Raw genomic sequence first — 18319 nt, 5'->3', positions numbered from 1 at the left:
ATCGGTCTGCGTGCCAGTTATTCATTGTTACAGGGTACTCACGTCGAGGATAGTAATAACTTCCCCCCGACCGCGGACGGTCGCCCCGCTGATACCCGGAACGTTACGCATGAAGCCCTCGAACGGCGTGATCACGACCTCACGGCGAGTGCGAACGACGTCACACTTGAGTGCGACCGGACGCACGTCGTCACGAACCCGGACCAACATCCCATCGGGATCACTCGACCGGGGGTCGTCGACCTCGAGCGCCGACGAGAGTTCCACGACCGGAAGCGACTCCTCGCCATCCTCGTAGACGAGTTCGCCGTCGGACTCGACGACGTCCGCACCGTCGGCCACGTCCCTGACGACGTCGACGGGGATACCGAACTGTTCGCCACCGCTCTCGACGAACAAGACGTCGTCCACAGCCACGCTTACCGGGAGGGTCATCGTGACCGTCGTACCTTCGCCCGGCTCGCTGTGGATCGATACCGATCCGTTCAGTTCGTCGACGGTTCGGCGAACGACGTCCATCCCGACGCCGCGTCCGCTGACGTCGGTAACCTGCTCCTTGGTGGACAGTCCCGAGTTGAAGACCAGGTCGTACGCCGCTTCGTCCAACAACTCGTCGGCTTCGTCACGCGTGAGGATGTCCGCATCGACGGCTTCCTCCCGAAGTCGATCGGCGTCGAGGCCGGATCCGTCGTCTGCGATGTCGATCGTGACCCGGTTCTGTGTTCGGTTCGCGCTGAGTTCGATCGTTCCTTCGGGATCCTTCCCGGCAGCCTTCCGCGATTCGACGGACTCGATGCCGTGATCGACGGCGTTTCTGACCAGGTGGATCAGCGGGTCGCCGATCCGATCGAGGACGCCACGATCCAGTTCGACGTCGGCGTTCGACTGATCGAACGTAACCTGTTTGTCCTGCTCACGGGCCAGGTCACGAACCACGCGCGGTAGCCGGTTCGTCACCGTCTGGAGCGGGACGAGTCGCACGTCCATCACGGTCTCTTGCAATTCTGCCGTGAAGTCCTCCAGATCGTCGAGTTCTCGCTCCAGTGTTTCGTACGGCTCCCGCGATTCGATCGCCGATCGGAGTCGGACCCGTGACGTAACGAGCCCCTCGACGAGTTGCAAGAGCGAGTCGACCTGGTCTCTCTCGACGCGAACCGACTGGGAGTGCGCCTCGAGATCGGTGTCGGTGTCCGGCGACGCTTCGGTGGGAACGGAGATATCCGGGACCGTCATCTCCGGAAGGCCAGCAAGCACCTCGTCTTCTGGGTCGTCACCAGCGTCGAAGTCCGTCCCGCTCGTGTCGATCTCGTCCGCCTCGGTCTGGAACGACGCCGATTGATCGCCAACCGAGTCGAACGCCGTCTCGCTTTCGGCCTGTGAATCGGCGTCGAACTCGTCAGCTGGCGTGGCATCGAGTCCGAAATCGTCGGAATCGAGGTCGAGGTCGGCATCGAACGCCGAGTCACTCGTGGCGTCGGTCGACTCCACGTCGCTACTCGTATCGAACGCGACAGCGTCGAGATCGTCAGCGAACGCCGTATCGTCGGAGCCGTCGTCTGTAAACGAGATCTCGTCGTCGAGACCACTATCGAACGCATCGTCGGTTCCAAACTCGGTATCCTCGGATCGTTCGGCATCGTCTTCAAGGCCGGAGAGGTCGACGGTCGACTCGTCGTCCGATCCAAAGCCGACGGACGACGGTTCGTCGTCGAACGCGTCACCGAACCCGTCGTCGGGTTCGACGTCCGATTCGGCGTCACCGAACTCGTCATCTGATTCGACGCCCGATTCGGCGTCGGCTGCGTCGGACGACGACGCGGGTTCGGAAACCATGTCGGACTCGTCGGAGGCTGAATCGATCGTGGCGTCGTCGAAACCGAGTGTCTCCGGGTCGTCCTCGGTACTGCCATCCGATTCGGAGGACGGAGCCGCTGACGAGTGATCGTCGCCCTCCGTATCAACGTCCGTAGCCGACGTAGCCGAATCACGGGCTTCAGACGATTCGTCGGCTGGACCGCCATCCTCGTCCACGAGCGGTTCGGTCAACCACTCGGCCCGCGAATCGGCGTCGTCAGCCGACGCCGGATCAGCAGTAGCGTCGGTGTCCGAAGCGACCGTCTCCGATGGTCCAGACTGGTCTGGCCCCGGTGACGTGTCGCCGTCCCAGGTGGCTGTCATATCGGCCGATGAATCGGCGATATCCTCGTCAGAATCCTCGTTCTGGGTCAGTTCGTCGAGACCGGTCGACAGGTCGAACGCGGGTGCCTCACTGTCAGTCGACCCATCGTCGCTGCCTGTCGCCGTCTCGGCAGTGTCGGGACGCGGGTCAGCCGATGCCTCCACAGTGTCAGCCGGGGTATCGGCATCGGACTCACGTTCGTCAGACCAGTTCGACGCCGAGATCGGCTCGTCCTCGCCCTGCTCGGTGTCGGCAGTGGCGGCCGGCGCCTCCGTCTCCGCATCGGGAGCCGACGGGCTGACCGGTTCGGCCGCCTCGTCGGCACTGGAGTCAGGGGATGAAGCAAACTCGTCTCCGTCCCCGACATCGGTTCCTTCCGCTGGTGTGGACTCGGATCCAGGGATACCTGACTCGGCATCATCGTCGGTGGAGTGCTCGCCGTCCGACAGAGACGCGGCTGGGGCGGTCGCAGTCGTTTCGTCGGCTGGCTCGGTACTGTCGTCCGCCACTCCTTCGAACTCGTCGACCGATTCGGTGGGTTCGCCGATCGGCTCAAACTCGGCGTCGGCCGGTGTCGGGTCGTCACCGACGGCCAACGATTCGTCGTCGACCGACCCCGACTCGTCGTCACCGTCGGTCGGTTCTGGTGTCGGATCTGTCGACGGTACCGTAGAACCGTCGCCCTCATTCTCGATTGCATCCGAATCATCCTCTCCAGCAGTCAGGCCAGCGTCGTCGGCCAGGTCTGTCGCGGTCGGTGACGAGTCAGCGTCAGTGTCTGTGGCAGGCTGAAGTGACGACTCGGTTTCGACCGCCTCGTCGGCCTCGGTTGGGGTCGCTTCGTCGTCAGCCACTGGCTCGTCGGTCACCGCCAGCTCGTCGTCGACTGTGGAATCGGGGTCGTCGACGGGAGCCACATCGTCTCCATCTACCGGTGGTGCGACGGCCACGTCGTCCGAATCGCTCTCTTCGGGTTCACCGTCCGCTCGATCGACGTCGGGTGGTGATTCGACGTCACCGGATCCGTCAGCACCCGACTCAGCTGGCGTGTCGGCCGCATCGGCGGCCGGTTGGTCGGGCGCTGAGTCATCGACAGGGTCAGTCGTGGCTCCACCGAACAGTTCGTCGGCGAACGCGGAGGACTCGGCGGCCGTAGCCGACGAGTCGTTACTCGACTCCGCCGCTTCGGGGGACTCCGTGTGATCGGTCTCCGTCGCATCGGCCGCCGCTCCAGCACCCTCGGCGGACCCAGCGTCGGGATCGGCAGTACTGACAGGTGTGGAATCGGGTTCGGCAGACACGCCACCCGTTGCTGGCTCGTCTCCCTCAGGTGCGCCCCAGGTGGGGGCCGAAGCGTCGGCGGACTCGGAAGGCGGCGCTTCGGTTCCGATCGGGTCCGAGGGGTCGGGTTCGTCGAGGTCGAGGAACGTCGGGTCGTCCACGTCGACGTCCTCGCCGAGCAGTTCGTCCATCCCGACCTCCTCTTCGTCGAATTCGTCGAACTCGAGTGCTTCGAGTTCGTCCTGGAGCTCGTCGAACCCGACCATGTCGACTTCCTGCTTGAGTTCGTCGAAGACGGCGCCTGCATCCTCGACGTTGTCCTCGTCGTCGGTCGTCGGCTCCGGATCGGGTTCCGTGGCCGCAGTGGAGGATTCGTCGGTCGTCTCGGGTATGAGATCGTCGAACGAGCCGGCGTCACCGATGTCCTCGAACTCGCTGGTGTCGTCGATCTCGTCTGCGAGCGCGTCGATGTCGTCGAGTTCGGTGAACTCGTCGAGCAGGTCGTCGACGGACATCTCGTTCGCCTGATCGGTCGAGAGATCCGACGCCAGGTTCTCCTCGACGGACGAGAACGAGTCGTCCTCGCTCGAGTCGAGTTCGTCGGTGACGCCGAGAATACTGAACGCTTCGACGGCACCGACAGGTTCGAGCGCGGCCGAAATGGCCTCCTCGTCGACTGCTGCGGCGAAGACGGCATCGATCCGGTTACCGTGTTCTTCGTTCTCGATGGCGGTTCGCGAGGGATCCGTCCCGATGAGATCGAAGGCGTCGACGAGGGCCTCGATCACGACCAGTCCGTTGTTCAGTTCGTCGCTGTCGGCGATCGCCATCCGAACGAGATAGGCGTCGTGAGCCGAATTTGCGGGCGGATCGAAACGGGTGAGAATCGCTTCGCGCTCTCCCGGCGATGGTGGGGTCACGTCTGGTGAGTCGTCCGTGAGCGGTTCACGGAGGGAGGCGATGACGTCCGCCGGATCGGTTTGAATCGTACCGTCGCGGGCGACCTCGTCGACCATTCGTTCGAGGCAGTCAACTGCAGCGAACAGCGTATCCATTCGCTCCGGTGAAACCTCGACAGTGCCGGCGCGAATCCCGTCCAGCACGTCCTCGATCGCGTGTGCCAGGTCGCTCGCCCGTTCGAGCCCCATCGCCCCGGCGTTGCCCTTCACCGTGTGGGCCGTCCTGAAAATGTCCTGCACGACCTCGTCGTCCGCCGGCGAGCGTTCGAGATCGAGCAACAAGTTGTTCAGCGTGGTTATTGCCGCTTCGGTCTCGTCGACGAATTCGCGCACGTAGTCATCCATCACAGATCACCTCTATCGTCAGCGTTCGTCGCTATCGCCCTCGCCACGATACGGGCCGGAAGCGACGTCGCGGGGACGATCTCGTCGACGGCCCCGGTTTCGATCGCCTGTTTCGGGATTCCGAAGACAGGACTCGTGGCTTCGTCCTGTGCCAGCGTGTGGCCGCCGGCTTCGTGTATCGCTTCGATACCGCGTGCACCGTCTCGACCCATGCCAGAGCAGACGATACCGACGAGATTTGGCGGTCGGGTCGCGGCGAGCGACTCCATCGTCACGTCGATCGAGGGACGCACCCCGTGAACGCGTGGTGCAGTCGACCGTTCGATCTCGACGGTGTCCGTCGAAGCACTGGATACCTCGAGATGTGCACTTCCGGGAGCGACGACAACCTCGCCTGCGCCGATATGGTCGGACACGCCGGCCTCCCGGACTGCGTACTCGCTCTTCCGATCGAGTCGAGCGGCAAAGCGTTCCGTGAATCCAGCAGGCATGTGCTGGACGACGACGATGCGAGCCCCGAGCGCTTCGGGAAGTGCTCCGAGTATTCCTTCGACGATTCGCGGCCCGCCCGTCGACGCGCCGATGACAATCGTCGGTGGCTCGTCCGGGACCTGTGGCACGTCGATCGGGACATCCGGCCACGCACCGATGGCGTCCGAACGACCACCCACTGCCGGAGGGGCTGGAGAGACCGCCGGACCAGCGGCCGATCCGCTCGTCGAGACGTCCGTTCCGCCCTCCGAGGTTCCCGACGCAAGTGTCCGCGTCCGCGTTCGAGACCGGTGGGCGGCAGCCGTCGTCTGTGCGAGCGCGAGCGCGGAGGTACTGGCCGCGGACAGCTCGTCGATGGTTTCGATCAGTTCGTCGGTGAGGTCCGAGATCGTCCGATCGCCGGCCCCGTCCGGTTTCTCCATGATCGCCATCGCGCCACGGTTCAACGCCTCCATCGAAGCGTCGGCCCCGTCATCCGTGTGAACACTCAACATGAGAATTGGAGTTGGGGTATCGGCCATGATTCGTTCCGTGGCTTCGATGCCACCGATACCGGGCATTTCGACGTCCATCGTGACGACGTCGGGGTCACACTCGGCCACGGCATCGACCGCTGCAGTGCCATCTGGAGCGGTATCGACCTCGTACCCCGCTTCGTCGAGTTCCTCACCGAGGACGGTTCTGATGAACGGTGAATCGTCGACGACCAGTACTCGCGTCATGCAGCGACGACGTCAGCGAGAGCTTTCCGAACACTCGGCTCTTCGAACGGTTTGGTCACGTACCCATCCGCTCCGGCCTTGACAGCGAGTTTCATCTTTTCGCGCTGACCGACGCTTGTACACATGATGACGCGCGAGCGGGGATCTAACTTCTTGATCGCGGCCGTCGCCTTGATCCCGTTGCACTTTGGCATCACGATGTCCATCATGACGATGTCGGGGTTCTCTTCTTTGTACAGTTTTACTGCCTCGGCTCCGTTCGACGCCTCGCCGACGATGCGATAGTCGTCCTCCAGAATCTGACGAAGGAGATTTCGCATAAAATGGGAGTCGTCGACGATAAGCACCCCTTGCGACATTTAGTTGTACACCAACATCTGATAGAAATACGACGACCATAAATGCTGTCTCCCGATTATCAGTCGTGATAAACTGGTCAGTCCAGAGAGCGATCCCATTGGGATCGTGGCCGCAATCGAGTGACGACAGACGACGTGATCTAGCGAACCGAGGCAGGATAGGTGGGTACGGCACCCCAACAGACACACGAACAGAGTGGCTGCTTGTCGAGCATGTGTCCTAATTCTGCATACAAACAATTGGGGAGTCAGGTGAATACCGTGACGGTCGGTCTCAAAATATAATTCTACCTAGATGAAGAAACGGACCGACCACGCGACAACGAGAGTCAAGGAGAGCGAGTTCGACAACGAGGCAGTAATTTCGTGGGTGTGTTTTCGCGTGCCACCTACCCCGGGAGCGGATTCAGAGACGCTACTCCGCAGTCGCGCGATCGACCGGATCCCGGTCGTCGACAGGGCGACCGGACGCCAGCAAGAACGCGTCCACGTCGAGGATGGGCGTGATCTCGACCTCGACCTCCTCCGAGTCCGGCGGCGAGTCACGATCGGCCGAGGCCGGTTCGTCGGGAGCGTCCTCGTCGAGCGAGAACTCACCGACGATCACACCAGACTCGTCCGGTTCGGCGGTCGATTGCGCACGTCCGAGTCCTGTCTCACGCACTGGGTCGTCGGCGTCCTCGGTCGGTTTGTCGGCGACCATGGAATCGACGAGGGCACCTCCCGTACGCGTCTCGACTCGAATCGCCCCACTGATGAGCGGATGGGCGAGTGCCGTTCCATCCCGTTCGTCCTCGTCGTAGGCGGTCTGGTCGAAGACTCCGTCCTCCGGGACGGCCTCCACGCCGATCACTTCGTCGACGTGAACCGCCGACGGTTGGTCACGGTCGTCGAAAACGAGCAACGTCTGTGCGTCTGACGGCCCGCCACTGTCCGGGAAGTGGACGTGCGGATCGACCAGCGTCGTGATCTGTCCCCGAATGTCGGTTACACCCTCGACGGCAGGCGACGAACGTGGCACTCGTGTGACGTCGACCGCGCGATTGATGACGGACCCGACGGCCGTTACCGGAATTGCCAGCCGATGGTCGCCGATCTGAACGATCGTAAATCGTTCGTAGACCTCTTCGTCCGGTGACTCACCCGTTTCCCCCTCGCTGTCCCCCTCGGCGTCTCGCACTCCGTCGGGGAGGTCCGAAGACATGTTCGTCTCGACGTATCTACGTGGACGGTTAAAACTGTGCCCCAACGCGACCAGTCAGCGATCGCGACCATCCAGCAACCAATCAGCGATCACGGCCGTTCGGCGGCCAATCAGCTGTCGTGACCGTTCGGCGACCAGTTCCCGGTCACGGTCGGCGAATTCCTTGTGCTGACTCACGGCAGATCCATTCGGTAGGATGTCGGTGGAGTCACTCCACTGAATCTCGGTAAATTCACTCCGATGGATCGTCCTCGATACCCATCTCGGCCCGCTGGCGTCGTAACTGCGCCAGGCGCCGGTACGTAGCGGCGGCAGCGATGCCACCACCGACGACGGCCAGTGCGATAGCCCCGTAGAAGATCCAGACGTCGCGTTCGTGATAGTACTGCAATGAGAGGGGCTCGTCGACCGACTCCCACTGGAGTGTCTCCGTGTCGTCGTGGATCGAGCGTTCGAAGCCACCCGGTGACACTGAGCCGAGAATCAGCGACGAAGATCGCTGGTTCGCCGGCAAGGTGACGTTGTACGAGCCCGATCGGAACGCAGGAAGGGAGAACGATTTCTTCCCGGCCGCTCCCGAGAACGCGACCGTTCCGTTCGATGCTGGGAGACTGATCGTCGTCTGTGACTGGCCCCGGTCGACGGCAAGCTCCGACCCGTTGACGACCGTGCCGTTCGCGTACCAGAATCTGACACTCTCGACGTCGAGCGGGCTATCGCTGAACAAGCCGCTTCTGTACACGTCGATTTCGTCGGTATCCTCGAGGTCGTAGACCGCCGCGAACGACCCATCGTCGAGCAGGCCGCCGGCTTCGAGATCGATCGCGACGGTGGCGTTTCGCTCTCTGAGGTCCGAATAGTCGTACTCGCTATCGAGTTGCTCGTCGGGAATCTGGTTCGAGGTGCACCCGGCGACGAGGAGGAGTGCAGTGACAGCGAGTGCAGCGAGAACGAGCCGCCGATTCGGTACCGAAACCATATCAGGGAACGACACACAGCAGTTCCGCCGGCAGGTACGAGCCGACGCTCGCGAGGAGCCCTGGCGGATCCGTGTCTTCCGTCGCGACGACACTCTGTTCGAGAAGTCCGAGCCGTTCGACGGTGACGTAGTCCTGGGCGTGCCCGGCCCGGTTGAGCGTCGCCCGAACCTCACCTCTCGTCGCACTATTGACGTTCAACCGACCGTCGCCACGCGTCCACTCGTAGAGGCGGTCACGTTCGGCGTCCGAAAGACGACTCGGTTCGTCGCCGCCGTAGACGAACTCCATCGGGAGGTGCTGGACCAGCCCGAAGCGCTCGCGAATCTGTGCGGGACTACCCGGACCGAGACCGAGCTCGTCGGCCTCGATACGAACCGGCTCGCCGGCGTCGATGACGAAACCGTCCTCGTCCCAGGCGTCGAGTGTTCCAACGGCTGTCGTCCCGGGTTCGAGCTCCGTGATTTCGCCCCACTCGTCTCTGAGGAGGTTTCGTGCCACGACGGCGTCGTCACCGTCGACGGTGACACTCGGGAAGTCGTCGTGTCTGACACCGATCTCGTAGGTGACGTCGAGCTCGCCCAGCGCGTTCTCGACGAGTGACTCCAGTGAGCGGAGCGTGCGCTCGCGGGCGTCGCCCTGCACGTACACCTTGGATGCGAGAACGACCATCAGGCCTCTGCGCCGACGTTGAGTTCGTCCTCGAGCGCGGCGATACGCTCGTCCATCGACGAGACGAGGCGATCGTTGTCCATCGCGTCCATCGGTGTCCCACACTCCGGACACTCGAACCCGAAGTCCATCGCCTCACCGAACTCGAACCGGATCGAGCAGATTTCACAGAGGTAGAACTCGTGGGTTCGTTCGTACTCTCGGCGGTCGCTGAGCGCCTCGTAGAGGCGGTGAAGCTCCGCTTCCAGATTCTCCGGGATGTTGTCGTACTCGAAGGTCCAGAGGTAGGTGAGCCAGCCGGAGTCCTCGTCGCGCAGCCGGCGATAACTCGCGAGATCGTTCTCGTACAGGATGAACAGCGATCGGCGGACGTCGTTCAACTCGAGATCGAGTTCCTCGGCGAGTTCCTCGTCGGTCACCTCGCCCTCGGGCGGGGCGGCCGCGACGGGCATCCCCTTCGGCCCGACCAGCTCGTGGAGGTACTTCTGTATGACCGGGTCCTCGAGGAGATCCTCAAAAGCCATTGGGTGACGATAGCCCGATCAGCCCATTAAGTCTTTTGAGAGCGAGTGGTGCAGATCGATCGGGGGGCTCGGACCCACCGGCCCCTCTCACCGACCGAATCGCACCGAAAACCACATAAATTGCCTGCAGTCGACCGGTCGGAACATTTCGAGGAGATTCGAATACCGCCGCCCATGGATGCACCCCATCCACTCGATCGACGACAGTACCTGACCGTCGCCGGAGCCGCCCTCGGCACCGTCGCACTCGCCGGCTGTGGTGACGACGGTGGCGGCCCCGAGGACGACAACGGTGACACCGGCGACGACACCGGGACTGACGACACTGGTGGTATCGACGACAACGAAACCGACGACGGGATGGACGACAACGAGTCGGACGACGGCATCGATGACAACGAATCGGACGATGGGATGGGCGACAACGAGTCGGACGACGGTACGGGTGGCAACGAATCGGACGACGGCTCGAATGGAAACGAGTCCGACAACGGCGCGTAAGACACGGCCAGCCGAGTGAAGCGACCAGCAGTCGATCGTCACGTGCGCACCACAGTCGACGATCGTCATGTGCCCACCACTGTCGGCGATCGACGCGCTGCGCGATCTCGACGTGACGCGTACTCGCGACCTCGGCCTGACGCGTACTCGACCGTCACGACCGAAATCGAATCGAGTCGGAAGCCCCTGCCGCTCCGTCGTCGATGAGTGCGTCGCCCTGCCCCCGCGACTCACATTCTTCTGTGCCTCCAGACCCGTCGTCAGCGAACGACACCACTGAGGACGTACTGATTCCTACGGGTTCGACACCGCAATAGATCGAGTCGGCCCTGTCGTCCCGACTACTCCTCGCTCACGGGCAATACCAGTTTGCCCGTCTCCTTCGGGACGACTTTCCGCGAGGCATCCACCCACTCGCGGTCGAGTTCGTCGCCGTCGAACAGCCGGTCGAGGAAGACGGCGAGTCCGGCGATTTCGGAGTGGGGCTGGTTCGTTACCCCGACGTTCCAGTCGGCCTGTTCGTACATCTCGAAGGGGACCTTCTCCGCGCCGACGACGACCAGGAGTGGGTCGTCCCCCTCCGTGACGGTCGATCGAATCTCCGACTCGACGGTCTGGACAGGTTCGCCGTACATCGTCAGGTGGGCGATCGGTCCCTCCCAGTTTCGCACGACAGCTGCCGGTTTCTCCACCAGTTCGGCAGTGAAGGGGCCGCCGAACCGGTCGGTGATGTCCTCGGCGGTCTCGACGGCGTCGGTCGCGTTGTCGGGAAAGATGACGCGATCGGCACCGAGTGCCCGTGCGGTCAATCCGACGTGGGTCGTCATCCGGTCGTCGCGGCCAGGCCGGTGACCCAGCCGGCAGACCACGACCTCGGGAAACTGCTCCATATCGGAGTCTCGTCCGGCGATCATATGTGCGTTCGGTTTCGATTGCGATGGTGTGATTCACAATCAACGAGCCGTCCGGCGGAATCGAGAGAGAGAGAGAGAGAGAGAGATCACTCGGCGGACCGACCGTCGAGCCATTCGGCGAGCAACGATCGAACCGCAGCCTCGCGGTGAAGGTACTGCTCCCGGCAGAAATCGTCCAGGTCGCCGGCCAGGTCGTCCGGTAGCGAGAGCGTACACTCGACGGCCTCGCCGTCCGATCGCACGCACTCGGCTTCGGCGGCGCTCGATCCGACGGCGACGCCATCGACGTCGTCGACACCCCGATCGCCCGCTGGTGATCGTCCATCCATAGGAGTCACCGCCCGTGCCGAGTCAGGCAGTGTGGGAGTCCGATCAGTTCCACCGGTTCGGAGTTGTCCGGCGAGTAGACGACCAGCTGACCCTTCTCCATGTACGGGACCTTCGATTCGAGCGAGCGGGGAATGTTGACGCTCTTGATGGCGTCCTCGTCACCGAGGTTGAGGACGACCGTCGTGTTGATCTGCTTGAAGACGGCGTCGTCGATGTCCTGGGGATCCTGCGTGACGAGGAACAGGCCGAGGCGCTCCTTGCGACCCTGCTTCGCGGCTTCGGTAAACTTCCCGATGACCTTGCGCGCCTGGACGGAATCGGCGTCCGTGAGGAAGTTGTGTGCCTCGTCCATCCCCAGCAGGAGGGGCGTCTCTTCGATCCGCTCGTACGTCGGGTCGTTCGAGAGCTTCTCGTCGATGAGGAGACTCGACAGGGCGAGGACGACCGCCTCCGTCGCCCGCGAATCCGAGAGGTGGTACGTCGGGACGACCGAGAGGCGACCGGGTTTGACGAACTCGTGGACGAGGTCGGTGATCGGCTGGGCCGACTGATCGAACAGGTGGCCAAAGCCCAGCACCCGGCGGCGGACGGCGTCGAACGTCGCCTCGTGGACGAGGCCGCTCTCGTCGAGTTCCTCGCGGAGCGCCGGGTCGTCGAGAAAGGTCGTGAACTCGTCGTAGGTCGCGTCCCCGCCGTAGTTTCGCTCGAAGCGTGGCAGGAGGACGGAGACGAGCGCGCCGTACTGGTTGTCGTTGAGGCCGCTCCCGGCGACGAGCCACGGGTTGTCCTTCACCATCGAGAACGGGATCGTGAACTCGATCTGCTCGGCGCGATGGTGGTCCGCCGCGTAGGTCGACGAGCCCACCTTCGGGACGAACGCCACCGTATCGTCGTGCCCACCGTGAGCGATTCCCTCGCGATCCAGTCGGCGAGCGAATGCGTCGTCGTAGTCCCCGTCGTCGTGCATCTGCGCGTACTCGTCCTGCGGGTCGAACTGGACGACGGCGGGGCGAACTTCGCGGCCGTCGCCCATCGGGTAGCGTCGCTCCTCGTCCAGGAATTGCCGGAGGACGTTCTTCGCAGCGTGGGTCTTCCCCGATCCCGTCCCCCCGGCGACGAGGGTGTGCCGGAAGACGAGCGGATCGCCGGAGTCGTAGTCGTCGTTCAGCCGGTAATCGATCGTCGGTGGCTCCGCGGCGGTGCGGACTTTCTCCCCGCCGACGGCGAGGTGGCCGAGGAAGATCCCATCCTCGGGCATCTTCAAACCGGTCTTGATCTGCGTCGGGTCGCTCGCCCGTTCGAGCGTCGTCTGGGGCTTCGGCACGCGGTCGGTCATCCGCCGCTTGAGTTCGCCACCGTCCTCGTACAGCACCGCGACCGGCTCGAGGCTCGCGACGAACTTGTAGTCGGCCTCCTCGAAGTCGTCGGTGCCCATCGCCCGGCGCGCGTGGATCTCCGTCGCGTCGTCGGCGTGAAACTGCTGGGCGTACTCGAGGCCCGTGATCCGACAGAACAGCAACTCGTCGTCGGGATACGGTGCGATCAGGTAGCTCCCGATGCGGACCAGCGAACGGTTCTCGCGCGTGACGTACGCCTGCAACGTCGTGTCTTCGCCGTCCTCGGTCACACGGAGGCCACGCGAGACCGAGAGGGCACCGATCCCCGCTTCCTCTGTAGTAGATTCGACCGTCGTCCGCTCGAACTCGTCGTCACGATCCGTCGACTCGGACCCTTCGGCACCTGCCCCGGTCGCTGTCGTCGCGTCTCCGTCCGATTCGGCCTGGGGTGACCCCGCATCCGACGACTCGTCGGACTCGGCGTAACTCTCGAAATCCCCAAGGTCAGTCATACGGTCACAGTGAAACCGCTGCCTAAAACACGTTTCCCCTCCGCGGCAGACGCTCGTCAGACGCGGGGCTGTCACGACCCGCCGACGAGAAAACTCGAACAGTGGCCACCGCCCCGATGACACCATTCCTGCCCCCGCACGCGCAATTCACCTTACTCGTTGCCAACGCGAGACAGGGCAGTGCTCGTCACTGTCCCGGTCTCCCTGTCGTACGCCAAGAGGCCGGCGTCATCGAGCGCCGGGAGGTGGGAGTGGACGAGCGAGATTCGAACCCGATCCATCGTCTGCGCGGGAGGTGAGGAACTCCCCCCACCCGTCTCGAGTGACGCGACCCGTCTGGCGAGCGTATCGATGGAGAGTGGCGTCTCACACTCCTCGACGAGTTCGAGAACCTGCCTGCGTCGCGGGTCCGACAGCGTCCGGATATGGCGAGTCGACGCCGTCGGAAGCGCCTCGCCGACTGTCTCGCGAAGCGTCTCGGACGAAACGTCGGGGTGGAGCGCCACCCAGTCGTTCCCGTGCTCCCAGTCGACGAGCGATCGAGCAGCCAGTGCCGGCAGGTGTGCGTGCTGCAGCGACGTCTGGACGCGCCTTTGTTCCCGCCGGGACACCGCCGTCACGTCCGTCTCCCGCTCGAGAGCTCTGACGTGTCTGGCGAGATCCTCGACGCGCATCGACTCGTCGCGCCGGGCGAGTGCTGTGAGGGTAGCGACCCGCCGTGGACTCGATAACGCCTGAATATGATCGGCCGAGCCGGACACGTCGAGTCCGCGTTCGGATCGGTTATTTGGGGGCGGGAAATCCATACAGGGTGCTCGAACGCGGGACGGAAAAGTCTCACCCCGTCGATAGATGGTTCACCGATCGATCGAACGTCGGTGCTCAACGCGGACGCTCTCCCGCTTCGTCGACTGGTTCGACGGAAAGTTCGACGCTGTCGGCGTCCACACCGATGCGGCGAAACTGCGTCCGGACGTGTTCGGTCGCGGCGTCGATCGCGCGCTCCTTCGTGTCGAAGCCACGCGGAAGCGGGGTCTCGAACGCGACGTTGACGACACGATCCTCGAGTTCGAGTCGCGATCCGCCGCTCGAAACCTCGTAGAACTCGTCGCAGATCCAGACGTAGGCCGCGTCCTCGTCCGGCGCGCCGCGAAACCGCGGTGCCTCCTCGCCGCGCTCGTAGATCGTGCCGGTGAGTTCCGTCCCGCCCGCCTGACCCCGCACCGTGAGCATGGTTGTCGTACGCCGCCAGTTGGGAAAAGGGATCCGGCGATCTGTCTCGGCCAGTGCGATTTCAGTTCCCGTTCCAAGAACCCGACGCTCCCCTACCCGAGTCCAGCCGAGTCGAACGGTCGGCCGTCGTCTCCCCAGCGACGATCGTCGTAATCGCGCTCAGCCGTCGTCGCGAACCGCTCCTCGAACGTCTCGCGGAGGGACGCTTTCTCCGGCGCGCTGATGCGCGCCAGCTCGTCGGCCTTCTCCACGACCGGCGGCGGCCCCCGCGAGGTCGCGACCTCGGCGAGGAGGTGACGGGTGAGCGCCTCGCGCACCTCGGCATCGCGGGTGAACGCGTACGGCGCTTCGATCCGGTAGCAGAGGTCGGTTCGCGGGTCGTAGACGACGAAGAACGTAACTTCGTAGCACGCCGGACCCAGCGTTCGCTCGACGCCGAGTGCGTCCCCTTCGACCGACATCGGGCCGTCGACACCGCCTCGCGAGCGAAACCAGCCGGTGTACGTGAGGGCGTCCGTCTCGCGGTCGAACTGTCGGCCGTCCGGGCCAGCACCCGACTCGCCGCGTTCGAGGATGCGGGTAAAGAAGGCGGTGTCGTCGGTCCACGGCGTCTCCATCCCGTGTTCGGCGACCGTTCGCGAGAGGACACGTGTGGCAGGGTTCTTGACGAAGCCGACGAGGGGGACCGATCGCTCGACGAACGACTCGACGAGCCGGACGTATTTTTCGAGGACCGATCGAGGCTGGCGTTCGGTCACCAGCAGTTCGGCCAGATCCGAGTGTTGATCCGCCCACCGGAGCAGCCCACGGGGGTACAGCGGTCCGTCGAGAACGAGCAGATCGTCGACGTCCTCGGCGTGGGACAGGGCGTGCTCACCTTCGGCCATGTACAGCGCCAGCGCGTGGACGACGCCCTCCGCGAAGCGCGGGAGTGACGGAACCTTCACGGCTCGGCTTCGGCTGTAGCCCGCGTCGAACGTATCCCAGCGGTCGTTGACGCTCGCCGTCGCGTCGTTCGAGTGGACGGTTGCGACGACCGTCCGCGACCGGTGGAGATCGAGCGTCGACGGCGAAGAGGCCATCGCGGCCTGCGCGATATCGATGACCAGCCCGTTCCGGAACGACGTGGGGTTGATCGTTCCGGCATCGAGGCCGTGCTGGGTCGGAAACGGCCGCTCCGAGAGGGCGATCCGCTCGATGTCGACGAGGTGCCGACTCACGTCCTCGATCGGTTCCAGCACCACTCGGTCGCCATCGGTCAGTGGATCGAGAAACTCCGCCCAGACCGTCTCCGCGAGCTCACGGTGGTCCTGTTCGGATGCACCCTGATCGATCCGTCGTGCGAGGCGGGCGATGCCGTCGAAGTGCACCGGATCGAGCGTCATGTGTCCGGGGACCGATGCCAGCGGCAAAAAGGTCGCGGTCGGTCCTGCAGGACGAGGTGGCCTCGCTCGAACGGGCGACTGGCAACGGTGTCGGTGCCAGCAACACACCAGTCGACACGACCGGGGAGCGACAGCTAATTGGTCGCGTGTCGAGTCGCCTGTACCATGGACGCGGCGCTGATCGTACTCGACGGCTGGGGACTCGGACCCGACGACCCGTTGTGGGATCGCCTGGCCCAGCGGAGTTCCAGTTCGGCTGATCGTGACGACGAGGATGGAGGGACAGCTACTCGGCCAGCGAACGACCGCCGAAACGCCGTCGCCGCGGCGGAGACGCCGACGTTCGATCGACTCGTCGAGCGGGGTGCGGTCTCGACACTCGACGCCGTCGGACGCACCGTCGGCCTCCCGGCCGGCCAGATGGGCAACAGCGAGGTCGGCCACCTGACGATCGGCGCCGGCCGTGTCGTCGACCAGGAGTACACGCGAATTACGGACGACATCGCCGACGGACACCTCGGAGAGAACGAGGCCATCGACGGCGCGTTCGAATACGCGCGGGCGAACGACGGGCGGGTCCACTTCCTGGGACTCGTCAGCGACGGCGGCGTTCACTCGGATCAGGCCCACCTCCACGCCCTGCTCGAACTCGCCGCCGACCGCGACGTCGAAGCGGTGACCCACGCGATCACGGACGGCCGAGACACGGCCCCGACCGGCGGTCGCGAGTACCTCCAGGCGCTCGAATCCGTCGTCGACTCGGCAGGGACTGGCGACATCGCGACGGTCTCCGGGCGCTATTACGCGATGGATCGTGACCAGAACTGGGAGCGGACGAAACGCGCCTACGACGCGATCGTCGAGCGGGAGGCGGCGTACGAGGCGCCGTCGGCCCTCGCGGCCGTCGAGGAGTCCTACGAGCGCGGCGACACCGACGAGTTCGTCGAACCGACAGTCGTCGCCGATCAGCCGGCCATCGACGACGGGGATGCGGTCGTCTGGTTCAACTTCCGCGCCGACCGCGCCCGACAGTTGACGCGGCTGCTGTCCGATATCCGTCCGGACGACTGGGCGGACGCGTTCGAACTCAGCCCGCCGGAGACGCAGGTCGTGATGCTGACCGAGTACGACCGGACGTTCGACCTTCCCGTCGCATATCCGCCAAACCAGCCCGCAAACGTCCTGGGTGAGGTGCTCGCAGCTGCCGGGGCGACCCAGTTGCGCATCGCCGAATCCGAGAAGTACGCCCACGTGACGTACTTCCTGAACGGCGGCCGCGAGGTCGAGTTCGACGGCGAGCGACGCGAGATCGTCGAGAGCCCCGACGTCCCGACCTACGACGAACGACCGGAGATGAGCGCAGCCGGCGTCACGGACACCGCGATCGAGCACCTATCGGCGGACGACCCCGACGTCCTCGTGCTCAACTACGCTAACCCGGACATGGTCGGGCACACGGGCGACTTCGATGCAGCCGTTACCGCCGTCGAAGCCGTCGACACCCAGCTCGGACGTCTCCTCGAGGCGATCGCCGACGCGGGGGGACACGCCCTCGTCACTGCCGACCACGGCAACGCCGACGACATGGGAACCCCGGCCGACCCACACACCGCCCACACGACGAATCCCGTCCCGGTCGTGTACGTCTCGCCCGACGGAACTGACGACGGTCGGTCGCTTCGCGACGGCGCCACGCTCGCCGATCTCGCCCCGACGGTCCTGACGCTCACTGGAATCGATCGGCCGGCAGCGATGACCGGCCGCCCGCTGTTCGACGACTGATTCGAGGTGCCGTACCCAACGGCTGCCCAGGTCGTGGATCCGCCATCGAAAGTACTCGGGTCAACTCGTGAGCCCTCAATAGCCCTCATATAAACGATAAACAGCGCCACCGCTGTCGACCGAAACACGGCCCATGGCCACGTCCACCCACACCTCGGATCCGGAGGGAACCGTCGTCGAATCGTACGGCTTCGGCGTCTCGATCGTCGAGTGCCAGGTTGACGAGGCTTCGCCTCGCTACCGGTTCGTCGCACCCCAGCACACCGATATCACGTTCGACAGACTGGAAGACGCTCGCCTGTACGCCGACGTCTACTTCGACGTGAACGGGTTCGTCGAGGCCGACACCGGCACACGCGGGGTTCCGCCGGAGATCGTGCAGTCCGGCAAAGATACGCTCGCAGCCTACCTCGTCACGATGGAGTGGGCAGACGAGAACTGGGTGGCGTCGTTCTACGGGACGACGCCGACGGTCATCGACCGATACTGCTCGTGGGTGCGCCGCCGTGCCGACGAGATTCGTGCGGGAGCCCACGACGCCGGGGCCGATTGAGGGCCTGGAAGTGAACAGTCCGAGCGGCAGAGTGAATCGATCGAACGGGCAGTTCGCC

At 64.3% G+C, this 18319-nt stretch carries 16 protein-coding genes; 3 read left to right on the top strand and 13 right to left on the bottom strand.

Annotation, left to right across the window (positions count from 1 at the left end):
• Window positions 1–27: 27 nt before the first annotated feature.
• From HALRU_RS06230 to HALRU_RS06200, 7 genes are all read right to left on the bottom strand, one after another.
• Window positions 28–4764 (bottom strand): ATP-binding protein, encoded by a 4737-nt coding sequence (locus HALRU_RS06230; protein WP_015300553.1) that lies wholly within the window; start codon window positions 4762–4764, stop codon window positions 28–30.
• Window positions 4764–5978: a chemotaxis-specific protein-glutamate methyltransferase CheB gene (gene cheB / locus HALRU_RS06225; RefSeq protein WP_015300552.1), complete on the bottom strand. Its 1215-nt coding sequence runs from the start codon at window positions 5976–5978 to the stop codon at window positions 4764–4766. The genes HALRU_RS06230 and cheB overlap by 1 nt, the downstream gene beginning before the upstream one ends.
• On the bottom strand, window positions 5975–6337 hold the full coding sequence (gene cheY, locus HALRU_RS06220; RefSeq protein ID WP_007697168.1) for a chemotaxis protein CheY: 363 nt from the start codon (window positions 6335–6337) through the stop codon (window positions 5975–5977). The genes cheB and cheY overlap by 4 nt, the downstream gene beginning before the upstream one ends.
• 415 nt (window positions 6338–6752) lie before the next feature.
• On the bottom strand, window positions 6753–7541 hold the full coding sequence (locus tag HALRU_RS06215; protein ID WP_015300551.1) for a chemotaxis protein CheW: 789 nt from the start codon (window positions 7539–7541) through the stop codon (window positions 6753–6755).
• Between the two features lie 232 nt (window positions 7542–7773).
• A complete protein-coding gene (locus tag HALRU_RS06210; RefSeq protein ID WP_015300550.1) occupies window positions 7774–8520 on the bottom strand; it encodes a DUF5803 family protein in 747 nt (248 codons plus the stop codon).
• A 1-nt stretch (window position 8521) separates the two neighbouring features.
• Window positions 8522–9190, bottom strand: a complete 669-nt coding sequence (locus tag HALRU_RS06205; protein ID WP_015300549.1) for a DUF2110 family protein — start codon at window positions 9188–9190, stop codon at window positions 8522–8524.
• Complete coding sequence (locus HALRU_RS06200) at window positions 9190–9714, bottom strand: transcription initiation factor IIE, subunit alpha (protein WP_015300548.1); 525 nt, start codon at window positions 9712–9714, stop codon at window positions 9190–9192. Before HALRU_RS06200 ends, HALRU_RS06205 begins: the two co-directional genes overlap by 1 nt.
• 174 nt (window positions 9715–9888) lie before the next feature.
• On the opposite strand from HALRU_RS06200, the gene HALRU_RS06195 reads away from it, so the two are divergent.
• Window positions 9889–10215 carry a hypothetical protein gene (locus tag HALRU_RS06195; RefSeq protein WP_015300547.1) on the top strand — a complete coding sequence of 109 codons (327 nt, stop codon included), beginning with the start codon at window positions 9889–9891 and terminating at the stop codon, window positions 10213–10215.
• A 341-nt stretch (window positions 10216–10556) separates the two neighbouring features.
• Here the strand turns inward: HALRU_RS06195 and HALRU_RS06190 are convergent, their stop codons facing one another.
• The 6 genes from HALRU_RS06190 to HALRU_RS06165 form a co-directional block, all read right to left on the bottom strand.
• Window positions 10557–11105 (bottom strand): tRNA (cytidine(56)-2'-O)-methyltransferase, encoded by a 549-nt coding sequence (locus HALRU_RS06190; RefSeq protein WP_015300546.1) that lies wholly within the window; start codon window positions 11103–11105, stop codon window positions 10557–10559.
• Between the two features lie 110 nt (window positions 11106–11215).
• Complete coding sequence (locus tag HALRU_RS06185; RefSeq protein WP_015300545.1) at window positions 11216–11458, bottom strand: hypothetical protein; 243 nt, start codon at window positions 11456–11458, stop codon at window positions 11216–11218.
• A gap of 5 nt (window positions 11459–11463) precedes the next feature.
• Window positions 11464–13308 (bottom strand): ATP-binding protein, encoded by a 1845-nt coding sequence (locus HALRU_RS06180; protein ID WP_015300544.1) that lies wholly within the window; start codon window positions 13306–13308, stop codon window positions 11464–11466.
• A 152-nt stretch (window positions 13309–13460) separates the two neighbouring features.
• Window positions 13461–14114 (bottom strand): DUF7344 domain-containing protein, encoded by a 654-nt coding sequence (locus tag HALRU_RS06175; protein WP_015300543.1) that lies wholly within the window; start codon window positions 14112–14114, stop codon window positions 13461–13463.
• A gap of 76 nt (window positions 14115–14190) precedes the next feature.
• Window positions 14191–14541 carry a DUF7113 family protein gene (locus HALRU_RS06170; protein WP_015300542.1) on the bottom strand — a complete coding sequence of 117 codons (351 nt, stop codon included), beginning with the start codon at window positions 14539–14541 and terminating at the stop codon, window positions 14191–14193.
• Between the two features lie 92 nt (window positions 14542–14633).
• Complete coding sequence (locus tag HALRU_RS06165) at window positions 14634–15926, bottom strand: DNA double-strand break repair nuclease NurA (RefSeq protein ID WP_015300541.1); 1293 nt, start codon at window positions 15924–15926, stop codon at window positions 14634–14636.
• A 165-nt stretch (window positions 15927–16091) separates the two neighbouring features.
• Between HALRU_RS06165 and gpmI the strand changes: the two genes are divergently transcribed.
• Complete coding sequence (gpmI, locus tag HALRU_RS06160) at window positions 16092–17708, top strand: 2,3-bisphosphoglycerate-independent phosphoglycerate mutase (protein ID WP_015300540.1); 1617 nt, start codon at window positions 16092–16094, stop codon at window positions 17706–17708.
• Between the two features lie 133 nt (window positions 17709–17841).
• Complete coding sequence (locus HALRU_RS06155) at window positions 17842–18261, top strand: hypothetical protein (RefSeq protein ID WP_015300539.1); 420 nt, start codon at window positions 17842–17844, stop codon at window positions 18259–18261.
• Window positions 18262–18319 lie beyond the last annotated feature (58 nt).

The sequence above is a fragment of the Halovivax ruber XH-70 genome (assembly GCF_000328525.1).
In the GTDB taxonomy this organism is placed as follows: domain Archaea; phylum Halobacteriota; class Halobacteria; order Halobacteriales; family Natrialbaceae; genus Halovivax; species Halovivax ruber.
The sequence above is the reverse complement of the archived record's forward strand: the minus strand, read 5'-3'. Positions and strand labels throughout refer to the sequence as shown.